This window comes from Flavobacterium galactosi (genome assembly GCF_048158585.1).
Classification (GTDB): Bacteria; Bacteroidota; Bacteroidia; order Flavobacteriales; family Flavobacteriaceae; genus Flavobacterium; species Flavobacterium galactosi.
The window spans coordinates 482,796-504,012 of record NZ_JBLNKV010000001.1; the positions used below are offsets into that span (position 1 = coordinate 482,796).

The 21,217-nt window shown below is 33.9% G+C and carries 25 protein-coding genes; 20 read left to right on the forward strand and 5 right to left on the reverse strand.

Annotated features, from left to right (window positions below; translation table 11 throughout):
- Complete coding sequence (locus ACM55M_RS02025) at positions 1–282, reverse strand: type II toxin-antitoxin system RelE/ParE family toxin (RefSeq protein ID WP_416855806.1); 282 nt, start codon at positions 280–282, stop codon at positions 1–3.
- Positions 283–378: 96 nt separating this feature from the next.
- On the opposite strand from ACM55M_RS02025, the gene purD reads away from it, so the two are divergent.
- Positions 379–1,653, forward strand: coding sequence for a phosphoribosylamine--glycine ligase (purD, locus tag ACM55M_RS02030; protein WP_416855807.1), 1,275 nt, complete (start codon positions 379–381; stop codon positions 1,651–1,653).
- 32 nt (positions 1,654–1,685) lie between these two features.
- On the opposite strand, the gene ACM55M_RS02035 is transcribed toward purD, so the two are convergent.
- Positions 1,686–1,916, reverse strand: a complete 231-nt coding sequence (locus ACM55M_RS02035) for a DUF6341 family protein (RefSeq protein ID WP_416855808.1) — start codon at positions 1,914–1,916, stop codon at positions 1,686–1,688.
- A 147-nt stretch (positions 1,917–2,063) separates the two neighbouring features.
- Between ACM55M_RS02035 and ACM55M_RS02040 the strand changes: the two genes are divergently transcribed.
- Positions 2,064–2,993, forward strand: a complete 930-nt coding sequence (locus tag ACM55M_RS02040) for a DUF6427 family protein (RefSeq protein WP_416855809.1) — start codon at positions 2,064–2,066, stop codon at positions 2,991–2,993.
- On the opposite strand, the gene upp is transcribed toward ACM55M_RS02040, so the two are convergent.
- Positions 2,988–3,641, reverse strand: coding sequence for a uracil phosphoribosyltransferase (gene upp, locus ACM55M_RS02045; protein WP_416855810.1), 654 nt, complete (start codon positions 3,639–3,641; stop codon positions 2,988–2,990). The genes ACM55M_RS02040 and upp overlap by 6 nt on opposite strands.
- Positions 3,642–3,727: 86 nt before the next feature.
- Between upp and ACM55M_RS02050 the strand changes: the two genes are divergently transcribed.
- The 6 genes from ACM55M_RS02050 to ACM55M_RS02075 all read left to right on the forward strand — a co-directional run bounded on the left by ACM55M_RS02050 (position 3,728) and on the right by ACM55M_RS02075 (position 7,439).
- A complete protein-coding gene (locus tag ACM55M_RS02050; protein ID WP_416855811.1) occupies positions 3,728–4,333 on the forward strand; it encodes a DUF4254 domain-containing protein in 606 nt (201 codons plus the stop codon).
- A gap of 43 nt (positions 4,334–4,376) precedes the next feature.
- A complete protein-coding gene (locus ACM55M_RS02055; RefSeq protein WP_416855812.1) occupies positions 4,377–5,387 on the forward strand; it encodes a glycosyltransferase family 9 protein in 1,011 nt (336 codons plus the stop codon).
- A gap of 90 nt (positions 5,388–5,477) precedes the next feature.
- Positions 5,478–6,392: a helix-turn-helix domain-containing protein gene (locus tag ACM55M_RS02060; protein ID WP_416855813.1), complete on the forward strand. Its 915-nt coding sequence runs from the start codon at positions 5,478–5,480 to the stop codon at positions 6,390–6,392.
- Between the two features lie 71 nt (positions 6,393–6,463).
- Positions 6,464–6,667, forward strand: coding sequence for a hypothetical protein (locus tag ACM55M_RS02065; RefSeq protein WP_416855814.1), 204 nt, complete (start codon positions 6,464–6,466; stop codon positions 6,665–6,667).
- Between the two features lie 34 nt (positions 6,668–6,701).
- Positions 6,702–7,274, forward strand: a complete 573-nt coding sequence (locus tag ACM55M_RS02070; RefSeq protein WP_416855815.1) for a pentapeptide repeat-containing protein — start codon at positions 6,702–6,704, stop codon at positions 7,272–7,274.
- Between the two features lie 24 nt (positions 7,275–7,298).
- Complete coding sequence (locus ACM55M_RS02075; protein ID WP_416855816.1) at positions 7,299–7,439, forward strand: hypothetical protein; 141 nt, start codon at positions 7,299–7,301, stop codon at positions 7,437–7,439.
- 313 nt (positions 7,440–7,752) lie between these two features.
- Here ACM55M_RS02075 and ACM55M_RS02080 read toward each other — a convergent pair whose 3' ends face one another.
- Together ACM55M_RS02080 and ACM55M_RS02085 are read right to left on the reverse strand one after the other, a co-directional pair.
- The gene (locus tag ACM55M_RS02080; protein ID WP_416855817.1) at positions 7,753–8,415 is read right to left on the reverse strand and encodes a hypothetical protein; all 663 of its coding nucleotides are present in this window, start codon (positions 8,413–8,415) and stop codon (positions 7,753–7,755) included.
- 182 nt (positions 8,416–8,597) lie between these two features.
- Entirely contained in the window at positions 8,598–9,650 is a 1,053-nt protein-coding gene (locus ACM55M_RS02085; RefSeq protein WP_416855818.1) for a 2Fe-2S iron-sulfur cluster-binding protein, read from the reverse strand.
- A 124-nt stretch (positions 9,651–9,774) separates the two neighbouring features.
- Here ACM55M_RS02085 and ACM55M_RS02090 point away from each other — a divergent pair, with 124 nt between their 5' ends.
- From ACM55M_RS02090 to atpG, 12 genes are all read left to right on the forward strand, one after another.
- On the forward strand, positions 9,775–11,244 hold the full coding sequence (locus ACM55M_RS02090; protein ID WP_416855819.1) for a DUF5687 family protein: 1,470 nt from the start codon (positions 9,775–9,777) through the stop codon (positions 11,242–11,244).
- 50 nt (positions 11,245–11,294) lie between these two features.
- Positions 11,295–11,990 (forward strand): ABC transporter ATP-binding protein, encoded by a 696-nt coding sequence (locus tag ACM55M_RS02095; RefSeq protein WP_416855820.1) that lies wholly within the window; start codon positions 11,295–11,297, stop codon positions 11,988–11,990.
- A gap of 232 nt (positions 11,991–12,222) precedes the next feature.
- On the forward strand, positions 12,223–14,850 hold the full coding sequence (porW, locus tag ACM55M_RS02100) for a type IX secretion system periplasmic lipoprotein PorW/SprE (protein ID WP_416855821.1): 2,628 nt from the start codon (positions 12,223–12,225) through the stop codon (positions 14,848–14,850).
- A gap of 2 nt (positions 14,851–14,852) precedes the next feature.
- Positions 14,853–15,263 carry a bactofilin family protein gene (locus tag ACM55M_RS02105; protein ID WP_416855822.1) on the forward strand — a complete coding sequence of 137 codons (411 nt, stop codon included), beginning with the start codon at positions 14,853–14,855 and terminating at the stop codon, positions 15,261–15,263.
- A complete protein-coding gene (locus ACM55M_RS02110) occupies positions 15,229–15,456 on the forward strand; it encodes an AtpZ/AtpI family protein (protein WP_416856279.1) in 228 nt (75 codons plus the stop codon). Before ACM55M_RS02105 ends, ACM55M_RS02110 begins: the two co-directional genes overlap by 35 nt.
- A 102-nt stretch (positions 15,457–15,558) precedes the next feature.
- A complete protein-coding gene (locus tag ACM55M_RS02115) occupies positions 15,559–15,951 on the forward strand; it encodes a hypothetical protein (protein WP_416855823.1) in 393 nt (130 codons plus the stop codon).
- 120 nt (positions 15,952–16,071) lie between these two features.
- Positions 16,072–17,208 (forward strand): F0F1 ATP synthase subunit A, encoded by a 1,137-nt coding sequence (atpB, locus tag ACM55M_RS02120; RefSeq protein ID WP_416855824.1) that lies wholly within the window; start codon positions 16,072–16,074, stop codon positions 17,206–17,208.
- A gap of 106 nt (positions 17,209–17,314) precedes the next feature.
- Entirely contained in the window at positions 17,315–17,506 is a 192-nt protein-coding gene (gene atpE, locus ACM55M_RS02125; protein ID WP_007136870.1) for an ATP synthase F0 subunit C, read from the forward strand.
- An 84-nt stretch (positions 17,507–17,590) separates the two neighbouring features.
- Positions 17,591–18,091, forward strand: a complete 501-nt coding sequence (locus ACM55M_RS02130) for a F0F1 ATP synthase subunit B (protein ID WP_416842239.1) — start codon at positions 17,591–17,593, stop codon at positions 18,089–18,091.
- Positions 18,092–18,096: 5 nt separating this feature from the next.
- Positions 18,097–18,630 (forward strand): ATP synthase F1 subunit delta, encoded by a 534-nt coding sequence (gene atpH, locus ACM55M_RS02135; protein WP_416855826.1) that lies wholly within the window; start codon positions 18,097–18,099, stop codon positions 18,628–18,630.
- Positions 18,631–18,668: 38 nt separating this feature from the next.
- Complete coding sequence (atpA, locus tag ACM55M_RS02140) at positions 18,669–20,246, forward strand: F0F1 ATP synthase subunit alpha (RefSeq protein WP_416855827.1); 1,578 nt, start codon at positions 18,669–18,671, stop codon at positions 20,244–20,246.
- A gap of 98 nt (positions 20,247–20,344) precedes the next feature.
- Positions 20,345–21,205 carry an ATP synthase F1 subunit gamma gene (gene atpG, locus ACM55M_RS02145; protein WP_416855828.1) on the forward strand — a complete coding sequence of 287 codons (861 nt, stop codon included), beginning with the start codon at positions 20,345–20,347 and terminating at the stop codon, positions 21,203–21,205.
- Positions 21,206–21,217 lie beyond the last annotated feature (12 nt).

Below are 21,217 nucleotides of genomic sequence, written 5' to 3' on the forward strand. Positions count from 1 at the left end.
TTAATGATAATCTACAATTTCTACCTGTGAAGCATTTCCATTTTCCCAAATAAAAATAATCCGCCATTGATTGTTAACTCGAATGCTATAATAGTCTTTTAAATTACCATTTAGCTTTTCTAATCGGTTGGAAGGCGGTATTCTTAAATCTGCTAAATCTTGAGAATTATTAAGCATTCTTAGTTTTCTTCTGCCTATTTGTTGAATTTCGATTGAAGGTTTCTTTGCAACAATTCCATTCCATATTTTTTCAGTTTCTTTAGATCCAAATGAAATTATCATACCTTTAGCGTTACTAACGTCAAAAGTAAGTAAAAAAAATTATTATTTCATCTTAAAACAAACTATTTTTGCACCACAACTAAATAAAACAACATCATGACTATTTTACTATTGGGTTCAGGCGGAAGAGAGCATGCTTTTGCATGGAAAATGATTCAAAGTCCGCTTTGCGACACACTTTTTGTAGCACCAGGAAATGCAGGAACAGCAACAATAGCGAACAATATTGATTTAAGTCCAACGGATTTTGACGCTATCAAAGCTTTTGTTCTTCAGGAAAAAGTAGAAATGGTTGTTGTTGGACCCGAAGATCCGTTAGTAAAAGGGATTTACGATTTCTTTTTAAATGATGGGGAGTTAAAACATATTCCAGTTATTGGGCCATCAAAAATTGGTGCTCAATTAGAAGGAAGTAAAGAATTTGCCAAAGAATTTTTGATTAAACATAATATCCCAACTGCTGCTTACGATAGTTTTACTGCCGAAACAGTTGAAAAAGGGTGTGAATTTTTGGAGACATTGCAACCGCCTTATGTTCTAAAAGCAGATGGATTGGCAGCTGGAAAAGGCGTTTTGATAATTCAGGATTTGGCGGAAGCCAAAGAAGAATTAAGAAACATGTTAGTGCACCAGAAATTTGGTGACGCCAGTTCTAAAGTCGTGATCGAAGAATTCCTTGACGGAATCGAATTAAGCTGTTTTGTCCTTACCGACGGAAAAAATTATAAAATCCTTCCAACTGCCAAAGATTACAAACGCATTGGCGAAGGTGACACGGGATTAAATACAGGCGGAATGGGAGCAGTTTCTCCAGTTCCTTACGTTGACGCCGTTTTGATGGAAAAAATCGAAACACGCATCGTAAAACCAACCATTGATGGTTTCCAGAAAGACGGAATTCCATACAAAGGATTTGTTTTTATTGGATTGATTAATGTGAATAACGAACCAATCGTAATTGAATACAATGTGAGAATGGGCGATCCGGAAACGGAAGTGGTTATTCCCAGATTGAAAACGGATTTGGTGGAATTGTTTTTGGCTGTGGCCAATGAAAAATTAGATGAAATTACACTAGAAGTTGACGAAAGAAGCGCCACTACGATCATGGTAGTTTCTGGCGGATATCCGGAAGATTTTGAAAAAGGAAAAGTGATCTCGGGATTAGAAAACATTGAAGATTCGATTGTTTTTCACGCTGGAACTAAACTTGAGAATGGAAATGTTATTTCTAATGGAGGTAGGGTTTTAACCGTAACTTCTTATGGAAATGATTTCGAAGAGGCCATAAAAAAATCTTACCAAAACATAGATAAACTAAATTTTGATAAGATGTATTTTAGAAAAGATATTGGAAACGATTTAAAATAGTTTCCCATTACGGTTCACTTTTTTTTAAAGTATTACTTTAAGAAAGAGTGAGCGGTAGTATCTTGATTTTCTGTTCCTGCGTCTTCAAAAATTTTCAATTGCAAGATCCAATATACCATTGCAGCTGCACAAATAATCATGAAAATCCAGTTGATAGTATTAGCAACAAACCAAGATTTAAGTTCTAATGCGCGTAAAAAATCTAGAGGAGCAAATAAAATATTTACAAATAAGTATTGTATTCCTTCGAAAAATGCTTTCATAATGTATAAAATTAATTTTATTAATTGTTTTTTAAGAAACTCCCGATAGTAACAAGTTCTTATTTTATAAAGAATCTTTTTGAACTTGCACGGTTTCCTTTTTAAACAAGTATTATATTTACAATCACAAAAGTATAAAATATCCTTATGATAACAAGTGTTTTTAAAAAATCTACACCATTAAATTTTTCATTGGTTGTAATTTTAATACTGGTTTTCTTTTCAATCTACCAATTTCAGGATTTATCTTGGACTAATTCGTTGTTTTTAATTTTAAAAAAAGGAATGCTATTCTGCATTTTATTAGCATCCATTTTTATTACAAATTTCATTGTCAAGAAGAATGGATTGAGCAAAGACAGTGCGTACACCGTTTTTTTTTACTTTTTATTGCTGCTTTTTTTTCCTTCGGTATTAGAGAATACCAACCTTATTGTTTCCAATTTCTTTATACTATTAGCCCTTCGCCGATTAATTTCGTTACAATCGCTTAAAGCTTCCAAGGAAAAAATATTTGATGCGTCATTGTGGATTTTTTTAGCAACATTGTTTCATTTTTGGAGTATTATTTTTATTGTATTGGTTTTCATATCCATAATTTTCCATGTTTCCAGAGATTATAGAAACTGGTTCCTGCCGTTTATTGCTTTTTTCACTGCTGCAATTCTTTTCTTGTTGTATGCGGCAGTATTCAATGTGAACGTAATAGAATATATTACAAGGAGTGTAACGATGGATTTCAGTATTGATTATTTTACCAATAATTACCAAAATGCGGCTTTTTCGATTTATGCTACTATTGCATTATTTTTCGTTATTTCTATGTTTGCAACGTTATCTAACAGACCGCAGCTGTTACATGTTTCTTTCAAAAAAATAGTGGCTTCATTCTTTATTGGAATAGTAATTTTCTTAATTTCGTCCAATAAAAGTAATGATTTATTGCTGTTTACCTTTGCGCCATTAGCCATTATGGCAACAAGTCATATTGAAATTGTGCAGCTAAAATTGAAACAGGAAATTGTATTGTTTGTTTTTATTCTATGTAGTCTTTTTGCTTTTTTCTCCCAATTATAGTTTGTCCCCAAAAGCTAAATCTCCCGCATCACCAAGTCCTGGAACAATGTAACTGTGTTCATTAAGTTTTTCATCTAATGCTGCGATCCAAAGATGACAAGTGTCGGGTAAATGTTTTTTAAGGTGTTCAATTCCTTCTGGCGCAGCAATTACAACTGCAATGTGAATTTCTTTAGGAGTTCCTCTTTCCATTAATTTATTAAAAACAGCAACTATAGATTGTCCAGTGGCAAGCATGGGGTCAATCAATAGTACATTTTTGTTGTTTATATCAGCAATCGCTTGGTATTGAACAACAATTTCAAAATCATCATCATTATTAGGATGGTGTCTGAAGGCTGAAATAAAACCGTTTTCAGCATTGTCAAAATAATTCAAAAAACCCAAATGTAATGGTAATCCTGCACGTAAAATGGAGCACAGTACCAATTGGTCTTCAATTTCGGTAGTTTTCTTGATGCCAAGAGGCGTTTGAATTTCGATGTTTTTGTAATGCAATTTCTTGCTCAGTTCATAAGCCATTATTTCACCAATACGCTCAATATTTTTACGAAAACGCATGCTGTCGTTATGAACATTCACATTTCGAATTTGTCCTAAAAAATGGTTCAGGACACTATTGTTTTCGGATAAAATATGGATTTGCATGCTTTTAATTTTGGAATTAAACTTCTAAAGTTTTTTTAATCTATAAAAGTATAAAAAAGTATCTTTGCCTTTTAATATATAAAGATATGTTTTCAAAATTAGCTTATTCAGTTTTCGAACAAAGTATTAAAGATTATCATCAATTTGATAATGTAGATCAGCCCATAAATAACCCTTTTCCGAAGGATAAATTCGAACATTTATTATATCACAAAAATTGGATTGACACCGTTCAATGGCATTTTGAGGATATTATTCGTGATCCAAATATTGACCCGGTAGCCGCTTTGACTTTGAAAAGAAGAATCGACGCTTCAAATCAAGAGCGCACGGATATGGTGGAATATATTGACAGTTATTTTCTTCAAAAATACAGCCATGTTGTAGTAAAAGAAAGTGCGAAAATCAATTCAGAAAGTCCTGCTTGGGCTTTTGACAGATTGTCGATTTTAGCCCTAAAAATTTATCACATGAATGAAGAAGCGACTCGTGCAGAGGCTTCCCAAGATCACAGAGACAAATGTCAGGTGAAATTGAATATTCTATTGGAACAACGAACTGATTTGTCAACTGCTATCGATGACTTATTAAAAGACATTGAAAATGGAGCTAAATTCATGAAAGTTTACAAGCAGATGAAAATGTACAATGATGATGATTTGAATCCTGTTTTGTACCAAAACAAGAAGTAATTCTCGTTTTAAATTGTCCCAAAAAATCAAACATATAACCGTCATGAGACTTTCCGCAATGGGAGATGTCGCCATGACGGTTCCTGTTTTACGCGCTTTTGTAAATCAGCATCCAGAAGTTAAAATTACAGTCGTTTCCAGACCATTCTTCAAACCGTTTTTCGATTCCATTCCCAACGTTTCTTTTTTTGCTTTCGATGAAAAAGAAAGGCATAAAGGATTTCTTGGATTGTTGCGTTTGTTCCAAGATTTAAAAGAACTAAACAGTGATGCTTTCGCCGATTTGCATAACGTTTTGCGTTCTAAAATTGTCCGATCACTTTTTGCTTTAAGCGGAAAAAAAACAGCTTCGGTTGATAAAGGAAGAGCGGAGAAAAAAGCCTTGACCCAGCCCGAAAATAAAGTTTTCAAACAACTGCCAACGATGTTTGAAAGACACTGTAAAGTATTTGAACAACTTGGTTTTACAGTTGACTTATCATCCCGAAGTGTCGGGACAATATTTTCTGAAAAACAAACTTTAGATACTGAAATCATCAAATTAACTGGAGAAAAAACCCGGAAATGGATAGGAATTGCTCCTTTTGCACAATATGATTCCAAAGTGTATCCGTTGGATTTGATGCAGCAAGTCATCAATCAACTAGCCAAAAATGCGGATTATAAAATACTGCTTTTTGGCGGTGGAAAAAAGGAAATAGAACTCTTAAATTCGCTTACTTCCAACAAAGAAAATGTCATTGTTGTTGCCGGGAAAATCAAGTTTCAGCAGGAATTACAACTCATCAGTAATCTTGATGTGATGCTTTCGATGGATTCCGGAAATGCGCATATTGCGGCCATGCTTGGTGTAAAAGTGATTACACTTTGGGGCGCAACACATCCTTATGCCGGATTTTCACCGTTTAATCAACCGTTAGAAAATGCGTTGGTTTCCGATAGAAATCAGTTTCCAAAATTACCCACTTCGGTGTATGGAAATAAAAAAGTCGAAGGGTATGAAGATGCCATGCGAACGATTGCTGTAGAGAAAATAGTCCTCAGTGTTCAGTGAACAGACTCCGTTTTTTAAATTGGGTTTAATAGGCAACAATTAGTTGCAATTCGAAGACGTGAATACAAGTATCAAACAAGAAAGTAGCAGGTGAAAACAACCGAAAAAGTAAAAACGTACAGTCCACAGGGTTTTCGGGATAGATTTCTTGAAAATGATAACTCCAAAGACTATCTTTTTAAATCAAACTCAGAACATTTCTTTTGCTTGAAATTGGAAGAAATTAATCAACTCAAATTTCCTGTACCACCATCCAAACACATTTGTCACACATTACTATTCATTACTTCTGGAACCCACAAAATAAAGATTGGATTCGAGGAATACACGACCCAATCCAATGAAATTATAGTTATTCCTGCGGGTCAGATTTTTTCAATAGACTCCATAAATACGGAAATAGAGGGGTTTATTTGTCAGTTTCATCCCAATATTCTGATAGGGAAATACGGGAACCCAGAAATGATAAATGATTTTGATTTTTTAAAAATTTGGGGCAGCCCTGACCTTTATTTTCCAAATAAGGAATCTCAGTTTATCATACAGCTGTTAAATCGTTTACAGGTTGAATATACGGAATCAGGTGTCACAAATTTGGATATTATACAACCTTATTTGATTGCTTTACTTTGTGAAATCAATAAAAACGCATTAAAAATCAATAAAAATGGAACTGCTGCCACTGTGCTCACAACGAAGTTTAAAGAACTTATTTATGCTCACATCAATCAACAGCATCAGGTTAATTATTATGCTTCAATACTTAATGTCACTCCAAATCATCTCAACAAATCTATAAAATTCGCTACAGGAAAGTCGCCTACCAAATGGATTGAAGAATCCATTTTACTGGAAGCGAAATATTTATTATATCAAACCAATTTCAGTGTCAGTGAAATTGCAATGCAGGTCGGTCATTATGACCAGTCTTATTTTAGTCGCATATTCAAAAAAAGCGAAGGTGTTTCACCAGTTCAATATCGAAAATTGATTGATAAATCCTAACTATTGATTATGGAATCCTACTACCCTCCTGGGTAATTAATGAAATTTGCAAGCTATAAAAAAAGGCAAAAATGATTTATATTTTTAAAACATCAGTGGATACAAAATTGAAATTTGAGTTAGCAACGGTCTTATTAAATGGGTTGTTACCAAATGCCAGCTGGAATTTTGATCTTGAAGACTGCGATAATATTTTAAGGATAGATAGCGAAACCGAAATAATGGAATCGATATTAAATAATGGAACTTTTGACTGTATAGAATTAGAAGAATAATCGCATTAGCAAAATAAACTTTACCCCACATTTTATGGATATGGTACTTCACCAAAACAAAACATTTGAAAACATTGATTATGTAGAACAAAAAATAACGGACAGTGAATTTTTTAAATGTGAATTTATAAACTGCAACTTTTCAAAAAGTGATTTGAGCCATAATGATTTTATGGAATGCAGTTTTAAAAACTGTAATTTTTCTTTGGCAATACTTTATAACACAGGATTGAAAAACATTCAATTTATTGGGTGTAAATTAATGGGTTTGGATTTTACAATATGTAATAACTTCTTGTTTTCTATGAGCTTTCAGGATTGCATTCTTGACTACTCTACTTTTTTACAAAAGAAAATGAAAAAGACCAATTTTATCGATTGCTCCTTACAAGATGTAGATTTTTCAAATGCTGATTTAACGATGTCTTTGTTTAAAAACTGCGACCTCTCGAACGCTACTTTTGCAGGAACAATTCTTGAGAAAGCAGATTTTCGTACTGCGAAAAACTATTCTTTTGACCCAGCGGAAAATAAAATGAAGAGAGCAAGATTTTCACAGGTACAGCTTGCAGGGTTATTAGATAAGTTTGACCTTGATATTGAATAAATTAATTAACCAATAGAAAATGCTTTGGTTTCCGATAGAAAGCAGTTTCCAAAATTACCCACTTCGGTGTATGGAAATAAAATAGTGGAAGGTTATCAAGATGCCATGCGAACGATTGCTGTGGAGAAAGTTGTTTCAAGTGTTCAGCCGCAGTTAATGGTTTAGTAAACAAGTAATAGCGAATAGTCTAAATTTATTTTTGAATTTTTAACGTGCATTATAAAAATACTCCTCGTTCTGGATAGCGCAGAATTGCATTCTGTGCCCACTCCAATTGGCAAATAAAAACAAATCTAATAAATTCTCCTAAATCAATCTTTAAACATAAAAAAAGCTATGCCGTTTTATGGATATAGCTTTACTGACTAGTTTTTAACTGCCCTCGTTTGTAGGTACTGAATGCAATTCTGCGCTATCTGTTAACGAGAAAATTAAATGTGTTTCCGAGCGATCTGGTCAAACGATCTAGTTGAGGGATTTAATTTAAATTTTCTCTTATTTCCGCCGAGATTTTTTGTAATGTTTCTGGACTAATTCCCATTGAAAAGTGTTTATGAAAATATATATTTCCGAACTTGTTTAAATCGGTTCTAATCATTGTCTTTTTATCAATGTTCGCAAATTTGCTAAATAATCCAGTTTCTTTATTTAATAATTTTAAGGAATCAATCAATCCCCAATACAAAAAAATCAGTTTTTTGGAATTCAATAGTTGGTCTAATTCGACCAAGTGATTTTTATTTTCTGAGGACAAAAGATACTCGTTGAATTTTTTATAATTTGTGGAAGACATCCCTGTTGTTGGAAATCCTACTATTTCAATAAATGATATTTTGTTGGCTATTTCGCTTTGAAGATTTAAACGTGAAATTGCTTTGTGATATTTTTTTCCTTCACCATCATATTTTGGATGTAAGAATGGATGATGAATTCCGTATTTCTTCCAAAACTTTACGCCATCTGACAAGTATTCTTCTACCAGATAAAGAATCGGTGATTCTTCTATATCAATTGCCCAATTCGAATCTCGTCCCACAAACAAAATTTTAGCATCAAATGGACTTGCACCTTGAAAATTTTTAGTCTTATAAAAATCTAAAAGTAGTTTCGATGGATGTTTCTGAAAATTGTTGTTCTTCATACTTGCTGTTTTCAAAATTGCCGCCAACTTGTTTATATGTGTGACTCTATATCACAAATCTATCCTAAACCGTGTAGATTGTGATTGTACTATTATTCTGCTAATATAGTAAAAATCAAAACCGCCCTAAAATAAAAAAACTTCCCTTTTCAGAGAAGTTTTCGGTATTGTTTAGACGTTTTCTATACATCATCGTAATCTACATAAATACTTTCTGATGTCGGGTGCGCTTGACAGGTTAAGATTAAACCTTCGGCGATTTCACCATCCGTAAGAATAGAGTTTTTAGTCATTTCGGCCGTTCCGGATGTGACACGAGCCAGACAACTGCTGCAGATTCCGCCTTGGCAAGAATAGGGAGCATCAAGACCTTGTTTTAAAGCTGCTTCAAGGATGGTTTGTTTTTGGGACATTTCAAAAGTCGTTTCATCATCATCCACCATAACAGTGATTTTCGAATGCCCTTCTAATGATTTTTCGATTTTATGCTCTTTGGAAGAAGTTGTAAACAATTCAAATTTTATGGCTGATTCTTTAATGTTTTTGGCTGCCAAAACACCAGAAACGGCATTAATCATTTCTTCCGGTCCGCATAAATAGAACTTATCAAATTCCAATTCTTTGTGCTTGTTATTCAAAACAAAATTCACCGTCGATTTATCTATTCGACCAAATAATGCCTGTTCTGCTTTGGCTTGACTGTAAATATAATGTACAAAAAGGCGGCCTACATATTGCAATTGCAAATCGTGCAATTCCTGATGAAAGATAGTTTCTTCGGGAGATCTGTTTCCATAAACAAGGACAAAAGAGCTTTTAGGCTCGCTTTTCAATACTGATTTCAGGATAGAAAGTACGGGCGTGATTCCGCTTCCGGCTACAAAAGCCACATAATTTTTTTGTCGGTCAGCTTGTGGTTCAAAAGTAAATTTCCCTTCCGGTTTTCCTACTTCCAGCGCATCACCTGCTTTCAATTTTGTATTGGCAAACTGAGAAAAAGCACCATTTGCTACTGCTTTTACAGCGATTCGCAATTCTCCGCTTTCTGGAGCGGAACAAAGAGAATACGCACGACGAATTTCCTGATTGTCTAAGGTAAGTCTAAGATTGATGTATTGACCCGCAATGAAAGTATAGTTTGGTTTTAATTCTTCAGGAACATTAAAAAGTATGGAAACCGCGTCTTTGGTTTCACGTTTTACTTCTTTTATAATAAGTTTTAAAAAGGATGACATGTGATTAATTTTTTACAAAAGTAGGAAACGACAAATACAATGAGGATTATAATTGCCGATTTTTTTATATTAGATGTAACATTTCAAGAATTTAACTACCTATTACGAAACCAAACCATAAACCATGTTCAAAAAATTTATCTATCTCGAATGGAAAGCTTTTACTAGATCCGCTTCCTTCGCAACAAATTTAGGTTTAAAAATCTTGATGCTTTTTCTGGCTATTTATTTTGCTTTAGTTTTTTTGGCTTTAGGAATTGGAGCCTTTTATATTATTAAGAAAATGAATCTGGAGCCATTGGTTACCGTAAATAAATTCCTGATTTACTACTTTTTATTTGATTTAATTTTTCGTTTGCTGTTGCAAAAAATTCCGGTAATGAACATTCGTCCCTTATTGGTTTTACCATTTAAGAAATCAATAATTGTTCATTTTTCGTTGGGCAAAACCGTATTGTCTTTTTTTAATTATGGACACGCTTTTTTCTTTTTGCCATTTTCAGTAGTATTAATCATGGAAGGATATGATGTGGTGAGCGTATTGCTTTGGCATTTAGCCATGGTTTCGTTGATTTACATTAATAATTTTCTAAATATCATATTGAATAACAGAGACAATTTGTTTGCCATTTTCGTGGGAATTGTGATTGTTTTGGGAGGCTGTCAGTATTATCATGTTTTTGATATTACTAATTATACAACCATTTTCTTTAAGGGTTTATTCCACACAAAATGGATGTTTTTACTGCCAATCTTGGCTTTAATTGGACTGTATTATATTACGTTCAACTATTTCAAGAACAATATGTATCTTGATTCAGGACTTTCAAATAAACAACAGATCGCCAAAACCGAGGATTTAACCTGGCTGAACCAGTTTGGAACATTGGGAACATTTTTGAAGAATGACATTAAACTCATCAAAAGAAACAAACGATCTAAAACTACTGTAATCATGAGCGTGGTGTTTTTATTCTATGGTTTCCTATTCTTTACCAATGGAATCGAAGCCTACAACAATCCGATAATGCACATTTTCGCAGGCATTTTTGTCTCTGGTGGTTTTTTATTCACTTTCGGACAATTTGTGCCCAGTTGGGATAGTTCTTATTATCAATTAATGATGACCCAAAATATTCCGTATCGAGGATATTTGAGTTCAAAATGGTGGCTGATTGTTATCGCAACGGTTATTTCGACGATTTTGTCTTCATTCTATTTGTATTTTGGATGGCAAGTGTATCTGACAATTGTTGCGGGCGCCATTTATAATATTGGAGTAAATTCACATTTAGTGCTTCTTGCGGGCGCTTACACAAAAACGCCAATAGATTTAGATTCCAGCAAAGGTGCTTTTGGAGATAAAAAAGCCTTTAGTGTAAATACCATGTTGATCTCGTTACCTAAATTGCTATTGCCGGTGGGACTGTATTGGATTGGTTCTAAAATAATGAATCCCAATTTAGGATTAGCGATGGTTGCTATTGCCGGAATAATAGGTTTTGCTTTGAGAGATAAAGTTTTCACACAAATTGAGAAAATTTATAAAACGGAGAAGTACAAAACCATAGCGGCTTACAAACAAAAAAGTTAATTAGAAATCATATTAACCAATAACCAGTTAAACGATTAAACTTTAAAAAAATGATACAAGTAAACGATCTTTCAAAAACATATAACGGCACAACAGTTCTTAAAATCGAAAATCTGGAAATCCCAAAAGGGCAAAGTTTTGGATTGGTAGGGAATAATGGCGCCGGAAAAACCACATTTTTCAGTTTGCTGTTGGATTTAATCCAGCCTTCAACAGGACATATCATCAACAATGAAATTCAAGTGAATGCAAGCGAAAACTGGAAACCGTTCACCGCTTCTTTCTTGGACGAAAGCTTTTTGATTGGCTACTTAACCCCCGAAGAATATTTTTATTTCATAGGTGATTTACGCGGACAAAACAAAGCCGATATCGATGCTTTGCTGGTCAAACACGAGGAATTTTTTAATGGCGAAATCCTTAAAAATAAGAAGTATTTGCGGGATTTATCCAAAGGAAATCAGAAGAAAGTGGGAATTATCGCGACACTCATTGGTAACCCGGAAGTAGTAATTCTGGACGAACCCTTTGCTAATTTAGACCCAACAACGGTCAATAGATTGAAAAAAATCATCAAAGAATTAGCCGAAAATCCGGATGTAACAGTGCTGGTTTCCAGTCATGATTTACTGCATACAGTGGAAGTTTGTAACAGAATTGTGGCATTGAATAAGGGCGAAATCGTAAAAGACATTCAAACATCTGCTGAAACGTTGCAAGAGCTGGAACTGTTTTTTGCAGTTTAAAATTTAATTTGGGCGTGACCCGGAAAGAAAAATTCCGGGTCGGGCTTTTCGCTCTCAATCTTTTTTATTCTTGAAAAAAGAATAAAAAAGGATTTCCGCTGCTATCCCTCACGCAAAACCGGCAATCAAAAAGAAACCCAATAATTTCCACGATAGCAAAAAGAAACGTATTTTTACAAGTCATTATACTAAATAGTACTTTTAGAAGTTAATTGATAAAAAACGTTTACCATTGAAAACCAACACATTCAAACATATATTTTCGCTAGGATTTTTATTGTTTTTGGTAGCGTGTTCTACTAAAAAGGACACTTTTTTGGCGAGAAAATCACATGCTTTGAGCACGAAATATAATATCTTATACAACGGGCAAATAGGGTTGGACAAAGGAGTTAATGGTATAAAAGCAAACAGTAAAGATGATTTTTGGAAGCGTTTGCCAATCGAAAGAATGCAAATGGAGGAAGATATCTCTCCTGATGGAAAACCTAAAAATGCTGATTTTGAATTGGCCGAGACCAAAGCCACAAAGGCAATTCAAAAACACTCCATGAACATTGGCGGAAGAGAAAAAAACAGCCAAATTGATGAAGCGTATTTACTACTTGGGAAATCCCGTTATTACGATCAAAGATTCGTTCCGGCCCTAGACGCATTCAATTATATTTTATACAAATATCCCAACAGCAGTAGAATTTATGAAGCCAAAATTTGGCGTGAAAAAACCAATATGCGACTTGGGAACGATGCTTTGGTAGTGAAAAACATGACCAAATTGTTGAAGGAGAAAGAATTGAAAAAACAAGTTTTTGCTAATGCAAATGCACTTCTATCAGAAGCTTTTTTAAACTTGGAAGAAAAAGACAGTGCTTTGGCAAAATTAAAAATAGCCGAAAAATATACCAAAGTAAATGCCGAAAGAGCGAGATACCGTTTTATTCTTGGGCAATTGTACGAGGAATTAGGTAAAAAAGACAGCGCCATTTTGAGCTATGAATCCGTGATAGCTATGAATAGAAAATCCGAAAGAAAATATGTTATTCAGGCTTACGCCAAAAAAGCACAATTATTCGATTATAAAACGGGAGATACCACTGCGTTTTTAAAAACATACAACAAACTAATTGCCGACAGAGAAAACAGACCATTTCTAGATGTGATTTATCGAGAAAAGGGGGTGTTTTATGATAAAAATAACAAACAAAAAACAGCTTTAAATTTTTACAATGCTTCGCTAAAAAAAGCAACTACAGATCAATACTTAATTGCTTCAGATTACAGGGATTTAGGAAATATGTATTTCAAAAATGCCGATTATCCGGTTGCAGCGAAGTATTATGACAGTACTTTAGTGAAGCTGGACGTTAAAACCAGAGAATTCATTCGCATCCAAAAAACCAGAAAAGATTTAGACGAAGTAATACAACTCGAAGCTATTGCCAAAACAAACGACAGTATTTTGAATGTGGTTGCTTTGTCAGAAACGGACAGGGTTTTGTATTTTGAAAATTATATCGACAAGTTAAAAAAGACGGATGAAACTAAAAGAATTTTAGAAGAAAAACTAAAAGCCAAACAAGAAAATATAGAAAGAAATACTAATACAGCTTCCATTGATCCGGCTTCCCCTAATCAAGAGCCAGGAAAACCAGCGAAGAAATTATTAGCACCACCCACTATGGCCAGTATTTCTGGACCACAGTCTGCCAGTGTTTTCTATTTTTATAATCCTACGACCATTGCTTTTGGAAAACTGGAATTTAAAAAAATATGGGGAGACCGATCTTCAAAAGGAAATTGGAGATTGTCAGCCAATAAGACTGATTTTGTTGTGAAAGACTCCATAAACGGAGATAAAGCGATATCGGAAGATAAATTAGCAGCGGACAAACCAGTTGAGACCTATACGACGGACTATTATCTAAAACAACTTCCAACAAATCAAACCACGATTGACAGCATTGCCAAAGAACGTAATTTTGCCTATTATCAACTTGGAGTTATTTATAAAGAAAAATTCAAAGAATATGAATTGGCCAGCGCTAAACTGGAACAATTATTGAAAAATAATCCAGAAGAAAAACTGGTTCTTCCTGCACTTTATAATTTATATAAAATTCACCAAATTACGGATATCGCTAAAGCGGAGACAATCAAAAACAAAATTTCTAGTCAATTCCCTGATTCTCGTTATGCACAAATAATAAACAATGCCAATTCGAATGTAGCATCAGATAATGAATCACCAGATAAAGTCTATAATAAATGGTATAAACTGTATCAAAACGAACAGTATGCTGTAGTGTTAGCAAAAATTGATGATTTGATTAATCAGTTTTCGGGTGATGAAATTGCTCCTAAATTTGAACTTTTAAAAGCAACCACTCTTGGAAAACTTAGAGGATTATCAGCCTATAAAAAAGCATTGCAGGAACTAGCGGATAATTACCCTAACAGCGAAGAAGGTAAAAAAGCGGTAGAAATCCTTACCACGCAAATTCCGTTTTTAGAAGAAAAGGACTTTAGTACTGTTGATGCGAAGAATTGGAAAATTCTTTATAAAGTAGCAGCAAGAGCCGATAAAAATACAAAGGCAATGGAAGATAAATTAAAGTTATTTATTGCAGATGAGAATTTTCAGACGATTTCTTATTCATACGATGTTTATACTGAAAAAGAAAATTTCATTACCATTCATGGGATTAATTCGGAACCTTACGCAAAAAATATCATTCAGGTTTTAAAAGAAAATAAAAAATATAAAATTGACGAACCAGCAATAGTTGTTTCCGCTGAAAACTATAAAGTAATTCAAATCAAGAAAAACTTGGAAGCGTATTTAGCGCCTAAAAACCCATAATCATGTTTGATAAAAAGCCAAAATCATATACGGATCTTTTGGGTAAAACCAATAGAATAGTAGAGGGAACCACCATAAAAGGCGATATTATTTCTCAGGCCGATTTTAGACTGGATGGGGAATTAATCGGTAATTTTCAATCTAGCGGAAAAATTGTTATTGGTCCTGCGGGAAGTGTTACCGGTGATATAGTTTGTAAAAATGCGGATATTGAAGGGAAGTTCAATGGTAAAATTCAGGTTACTGAAGTGTTGAATGTAAAGTCAAAAGCAAGTATTCATGGTGAAGTTTCAGTAGCGAAATTATCGGTGGAGCCCGGTGCTGATTTTAGTGCATCTTGCACAATGAAAACCAATATAAAAAACCTAATGGCTCATGATGGAAAACAAACCGAACCCCAAAAAAGCGAGTAAGTGGCTTGCGCTGATTAATATTCCAATTCAAATGGGAGCAATTATCTTTCTGTTTTCCTATCTGGGGAACTGGTTAGATGAAAATCATCCGAGTCCAAAAGTGTACTACACTAAAATTTTAGTGATGGTTGGTGTAGCCTTAGCGTTGTATAATGTAATCAGACAGGTTAACGAAATCAATAAATCACAATGATTTTTATAATAAAAAATGCGCATGAATCAACAGTAAACATGGTGTGTTTGGGATAAACTAAATATAGAATAACTTTGCGCCTTCACGGCAAAAACAAACCCAATGAATTTACAAAATTACAAACCGCTTCTAAACTTATTGTTACTTGCAGGATTAGCCTACATTCTTCATAAAATTGTTTTTTATGTTTTAAATATAAACGATGAAGCTTTTCACTATTCGTTAGAAACGCTCTATTTGCTATTTTTAGGTTTATCAACAATCGTATTTATTGTTTTGTTGAAAGTCAAAGAGCGTAGTTTTGACAACGTAGGGATGTCATTTCTATTGAGTACAAGTGTTAAGATGATTTTTTGCTATTTGATTTTAAGACCTTTATTACAGGTTTCAGCTCAAAATAACACCATAGAAAGAAAGAATTTTTTCGTGATGTTTATTCTCTTTTTAGCAATTGAGACGATTTTAACGATACGTATATTAAACGAAAAGCAATAAATATGTTAGTTATGTGTCAAATGCTCCAAAAATAAATTTTTATATGCTTTTGGATATTAATAAAAAATGTACATTTGCACCAAATTTCAGAAACGTAATAAATTAAGATAATTAACTGTTATGGTGATTTCAAACAAACCACTTAGATTTATATTAGTAGCTTTAGTAGCATGTCTTCCTTTAATTAGTTTTGCAAATCCTGAAGTGGATACTGTGAAAGTAAAAACGGAAACGGTACATGAAGCAACAGAAGAAGCTCATGCAGAGCCAACAGATGTAAAGTCTAAAATCAAGGAATTTATCAATCATCACCTTTTGGATGCTCATGATTTTACATTATCTGTAAATGAAGAAACGGGTGAGCATTATGGTTTTTCATTACCAATTATTCTTTGGGATAATGGTTTGCAGGTTTTTTCTTCTTCAAAATTTCATCATGGTGAAGAAACTGCAGAACACAATGGTAATTATTATGTATTACACCACGAAAAAATATACAAAACGGAGGCGGATGGAGCTTTAACAGAAGGCGAACACGGTCATCCTACTAATGAAACTCCACTTGATTTATCCATTACTAAAAGTGTTGTAGGGATTTTAGGAATAGCAATCTTGATGTTTGTATTGTTTACAGGTTTAGCAAAATCTTACGGTAAAAATAACGGAATAGCTTCTGGCGCTGGACGCTTTTTTGAGCCTCTTGTGCTTTACATCAGAGACGAAATTGCAATTCCGAACATTGGAGAAAAAGGATATAAGAAATACATGAGTTACTTGTTGACTATATTTTTCTTTATTTTCTTCCTTAATATATTAGGATTAACTCCGCTAGGATTTAACATTACAGGGAATATTGCAATCACGGCATCTTTGGCCTTGTTAACGTATATAATCACAACTTTCACTGCAAATAAAAATTACTGGGGACACATTTTCTGGATGCCAGGTGTGCCAACTCCAATGAAATTTATTTTGGCTCCGATAGAATTACTGGGAACAATCATCAAACCATTTTCATTAATGATACGTTTGTACGCTAATATTTTGGCAGGACACGTAGTTTTGATGAGTATTATTGGTTTAATGTTTATCTTTAAAAGCTGGATTGGAAGTACATTATCTTTTGGATTGGCATTTGCGCTTTCTATCCTTGAAATATTGGTTGCTTTTTTACAAGCTTATATTTTCACAATGTTGTCTGCGCTTTATTTTGGAGCAGGAAACGAAGAGCATCATCACGAAGAAGCTCACCATTAAGTCGAAAGTCAAATGTCGAAAGTTTAAAAGTCAGCTTGACTTTATGACATTAGACTTTACCACTTTAGACTATTAATAAGAATGTTTAATTTTTAATATATATATTATGCAAATTCCAACTATTGTAGGAGCAGGGTTAATTGTAATCGGAGCAGGTTTAGGTATTGGTAGAATTGGTGGTTCAGCAATGGATGCTATTGCTCGTCAACCAGAAGCTTCAGGAAAAATCCAAACAGCTATGCTTATTGCAGCTGCACTTATTGAAGGTATTGGTTTCGCTGCGTTATTCGCATCTTAATTAAAACACAAAAACAATAGTTGCAACGGTTGGTTGTGACTATTGTTTTAAAATTAAAACATTAAAAATTTATAATAATATACAATGGATAAGTTAATAAATGATTTTTCGTTTGGTTTGTTTATTTGGCAAGTTTTAATATTTGTTGGATTAATAATCTTATTAAAAAAATTCGCTTGGAAACCCATTCTTGATGCAGTAAATGATAGAGAAGAAGGAATTAAAAACGCATTGCTTTCGGCTGAAAACGCTAGAAAAGAAATGCAAAATCTTCAAGCTGATAACCAACGTATTTTACAAGAAGCAAGATTAGAGCGTGACAACATGCTTAAAGATGCTCGTGAAATGAAAGAGAAAATGGTTGCTGATGCTAAAAACGAAGCGCAGGCTCAAGGTTTAAAAATGATTGAGCAAGCGAAAGCAGCAATTGAAAGCGAAAAAAATGCTGCAATGGCCGAATTGAAATTACAAGTTTCAACTTTATCATTGAGTATCGCAGAAAAAATATTGAAAGACGAATTATCTAACAAAGAAGCTCAAACTAAATTAGTTGAGAAAATGTTAGGTGACGTAAAGCTAAACTAACAATTATGGCAAGTACAAGAGCAGCGATTCGTTACGCAAAAGCAATTCTGGATATGTCAGACGCTATTGGTGTGGCTAATGAAGTAAGTAACGACATGACTTTAATTGCTTCGACAATCAATGGAAATCAGGAATTGAATACTTTTATTGAAAATCCTACCATAAAAGTTGAAGTTAAAGAAAATGTACTATTGGAAGTTTTTGCTGATGTGAATGGGGTAACAAAAGGACTTTTTCATTTGTTGTTCGAAAACAAAAGATTTGAAATTCTTGAAGCAATCGCTTTGGAATTCAATAAATTGTTTGACGAAATGAACGGTATTGAAGTTGCAAAAGTAACTACCGCCTTTCCAATGGACGTTGATTTAAAAGCTAAAGTTTTAGCTAAAATTGCAACATTTTCGGATAAAAAAATTACAATAGAAAATATAGTGGATGCTTCAATTATTGGAGGATTTATCATTAGAATAGGTGACAAGCAATACAATGCTTCAGTAGCCAACAGATTACAAGTATTAAAAAGAGAGTTAAGTAATTAGTTTTATTACACATTTAAGTGTCTAAATTATAAATTAAGATGGCGGAAATCAAACCTGCTGAAATTTCAGCAATATTAAGAAAGCAAGTAGAAGGTTTTGAATCTGGTGCTACACTAGAAGAAGTAGGAACAGTACTTCAAGTTGGAGATGGTATTGCTCGTGTTTACGGGCTTTCTAATGTTCAATATGGAGAGTTAGTTGAATTTGACAATGGATTAGAAGCTATTGTTTTGAATCTTGAAGAAGACAATGTGGGTGTGGTACTTTTAGGACCATCTACAGGAATCAAAGAAGGTTCAATTGCAAAAAGAACACAACGTATTGCTTCTCTTAAAGTAGGAGAACAAATGGTAGGTCGTGTAGTAAACACACTTGGTTTTCCAATTGATGGAAAAGGACCAATTGGTGGAGATTTATACGAGATGCCTTTGGAGAGAAAAGCTCCTGGAGTTATCTTCCGTCAACCGGTTACTGAGCCATTACAAACAGGAATAAAAGCAGTAGATGCTATGATTCCAGTTGGACGTGGACAACGTGAGCTAGTTATTGGTGACCGTCAAACAGGTAAATCAACTGTTTGTATCGATACTATCTTAAATCAAAAAGAATTTTACGATGCAGGAAAACCTGTATTTTGTATATATGTTGCAATTGGACAAAAAGCGTCAACTGTAGCAGGAATTGCTAAAATGTTAGAAGAAAAAGGCGCAATGGCGTATACCATTATTGTTGCTGCTAATGCTTCTGATCCAGCTCCAATGCAAGTGTATGCTCCTTTCGCAGGTGCTGCAATTGGAGAATATTTTAGAGATTCAGGTCGTCCGGCTTTAATTGTTTATGATGATTTATCTAAACAAGCTGTTGCGTATCGTGAGGTTTCTCTTTTATTAAGAAGACCACCGGGACGTGAAGCATACCCTGGAGACGTTTTCTACCTTCACAGTAGATTATTAGAACGTGCTTGTAAAGTAATTGCAGATGATGGAATTGCTAAAAACATGAACGATTTACCAGATTCATTGAAATCAATTGTAAAAGGTGGTGGTTCATTGACTGCTTTACCAATTATTGAAACTCAAGCTGGTGACGTTTCTGCATACATCCCAACAAACGTAATTTCGATTACAGATGGTCAAATTTTCCTTGATGGAGATTTGTTTAACTCTGGGGTTCGTCCGGCAATTAACGTTGGTATTTCGGTATCTCGTGTTGGAGGAAATGCACAAATTAAATCAATGAAAAAAGTAGCAGGTACTCTGAAACTGGATCAAGCACAATTCCGTGAATTGGAAGCGTTTGCAAAATTTGGTTCTGATTTAGATGCAGTTACTTTGAACGTAATTGAAAAAGGAAGAAGAAACGTTGAGATCTTGAAACAAGGTTTGAACGATCCTTATACTGTTGAAGATCAAGTTGCAATTATCTATGCTGGTTCTAAAAACTTGTTGAGAAATGTTCCTGTGAACAAAGTAAGAGAATTTGAGAAAGATTTCTTGGAATTCTTAAACAACAAACACAGAGCAACTCTTGATGCTTTGAAAGCAGGAAAATTAACAGACGAAATTACAGATGTAATCGAAACTGTAGCAAAAGAATTATCAGCAAAATATAACTAAATAGTTATTTTAAATTTTGAATTATAAATTTTAAATCGTGAATATCACTTTCTACTAATTTATAATTCAACATTTATAATTTAAAATAAAAAAACTGAATGGCAAATTTAAAGGAAATCCGTAATAGAATTACTTCCGTTTCATCTACGATGCAAATTACATCGGCAATGAAAATGGTTTCTGCAGCAAAGCTAAAGAAAGCACAAGATGCAATCACAGCAATGCGCCCTTATGCCGAAAAATTAACGGAATTATTGCAAAATCTTTCTGCTACACTGGAAGGTGATGCCGGTGGAGAGTTTACAACGCAACGTGAAATCAAGAAAGTTTTAGTGGTAGCCATAACTTCAAATAGAGGTTTATGTGGTGCTTTTAATACCAATGTGATCAAGGAGGCTAAAAGCAGAGCAGTATATTATGCAGGAAATCAAGTTGATATTTTTGCTATCGGTAAAAAAGGTAATGATGTTTTGAGTAAAACACTTCCGGTAGTTGAAAACCAAAGTGCTATTTTTGATACATTGACTTTTGATAATGTTGCCAAGATTTCAGATATGTTGACTGAGAAATTCGTTTCTGGTGAATACGATAAAATTGAGTTGATTTACAATCAATTTAAAAATGCTGCGACACAAATCGTTCAAACAGAACAATTTTTGCCATTAGCACCAATAAAATCTGATCTTACGGTTTCAACTGGCGATTATATTTTTGAACCTTCAAAAGAAGAAATTGTGTTGACTTTGATTCCAAAATCATTGAAAACGCAATTGTATAAAGGAATTCGTGATTCATTTGCTTCAGAGCACGGAGCGCGTATGACAGCCATGCACAAAGCAACTGATAACGCAACGGAGTTGAGAAATCAATTGAAATTGACTTACAATAAAGCACGTCAAGCTTCTATTACCAATGAGATCTTAGAGATTGTTGGTGGTGCCGAAGCATTGAATGGATAATAAATTATTGAT

Bases quoted from the DNA above. Each gene is read 5' to 3' on its own strand.
- ACM55M_RS02025 (WP_416855806.1), bottom strand. From the start codon at position 282: ATGATAATTTCATTTGGATCTAAAGAAACTGAAAAAATATGGAATGGA.
- purD (WP_416855807.1), top strand. From the start codon at position 379: ATGACTATTTTACTATTGGGTTCAGGCGGAAGAGAGCATGCTTTTGCA.
- ACM55M_RS02035 (WP_416855808.1), bottom strand. From the start codon at position 1,916: ATGAAAGCATTTTTCGAAGGAATACAATACTTATTTGTAAATATTTTA.
- ACM55M_RS02040 (WP_416855809.1), top strand. From the start codon at position 2,064: ATGATAACAAGTGTTTTTAAAAAATCTACACCATTAAATTTTTCATTG.
- upp (WP_416855810.1), bottom strand. From the start codon at position 3,641: ATGCAAATCCATATTTTATCCGAAAACAATAGTGTCCTGAACCATTTT.
- ACM55M_RS02050 (WP_416855811.1), top strand. From the start codon at position 3,728: ATGTTTTCAAAATTAGCTTATTCAGTTTTCGAACAAAGTATTAAAGAT.
- ACM55M_RS02055 (WP_416855812.1), top strand. From the start codon at position 4,377: ATGAGACTTTCCGCAATGGGAGATGTCGCCATGACGGTTCCTGTTTTA.
- ACM55M_RS02065 (WP_416855814.1), top strand. From the start codon at position 6,464: ATGATTTATATTTTTAAAACATCAGTGGATACAAAATTGAAATTTGAG.
- ACM55M_RS02070 (WP_416855815.1), top strand. From the start codon at position 6,702: ATGGATATGGTACTTCACCAAAACAAAACATTTGAAAACATTGATTAT.
- ACM55M_RS02080 (WP_416855817.1), bottom strand. From the start codon at position 8,415: ATGAAGAACAACAATTTTCAGAAACATCCATCGAAACTACTTTTAGAT.
- ACM55M_RS02085 (WP_416855818.1), bottom strand. From the start codon at position 9,650: ATGTCATCCTTTTTAAAACTTATTATAAAAGAAGTAAAACGTGAAACC.
- ACM55M_RS02090 (WP_416855819.1), top strand. From the start codon at position 9,775: ATGTTCAAAAAATTTATCTATCTCGAATGGAAAGCTTTTACTAGATCC.
- ACM55M_RS02095 (WP_416855820.1), top strand. From the start codon at position 11,295: ATGATACAAGTAAACGATCTTTCAAAAACATATAACGGCACAACAGTT.
- ACM55M_RS02105 (WP_416855822.1), top strand. From the start codon at position 14,853: ATGTTTGATAAAAAGCCAAAATCATATACGGATCTTTTGGGTAAAACC.
- ACM55M_RS02110 (WP_416856279.1), top strand. From the start codon at position 15,229: ATGGAAAACAAACCGAACCCCAAAAAAGCGAGTAAGTGGCTTGCGCTG.
- ACM55M_RS02115 (WP_416855823.1), top strand. From the start codon at position 15,559: ATGAATTTACAAAATTACAAACCGCTTCTAAACTTATTGTTACTTGCA.
- atpB (WP_416855824.1), top strand. From the start codon at position 16,072: ATGGTGATTTCAAACAAACCACTTAGATTTATATTAGTAGCTTTAGTA.
- atpE (WP_007136870.1), top strand. From the start codon at position 17,315: ATGCAAATTCCAACTATTGTAGGAGCAGGGTTAATTGTAATCGGAGCA.
- ACM55M_RS02130 (WP_416842239.1), top strand. From the start codon at position 17,591: ATGGATAAGTTAATAAATGATTTTTCGTTTGGTTTGTTTATTTGGCAA.
- atpH (WP_416855826.1), top strand. From the start codon at position 18,097: ATGGCAAGTACAAGAGCAGCGATTCGTTACGCAAAAGCAATTCTGGAT.
- atpA (WP_416855827.1), top strand. From the start codon at position 18,669: ATGGCGGAAATCAAACCTGCTGAAATTTCAGCAATATTAAGAAAGCAA.
- atpG (WP_416855828.1), top strand. From the start codon at position 20,345: ATGGCAAATTTAAAGGAAATCCGTAATAGAATTACTTCCGTTTCATCT.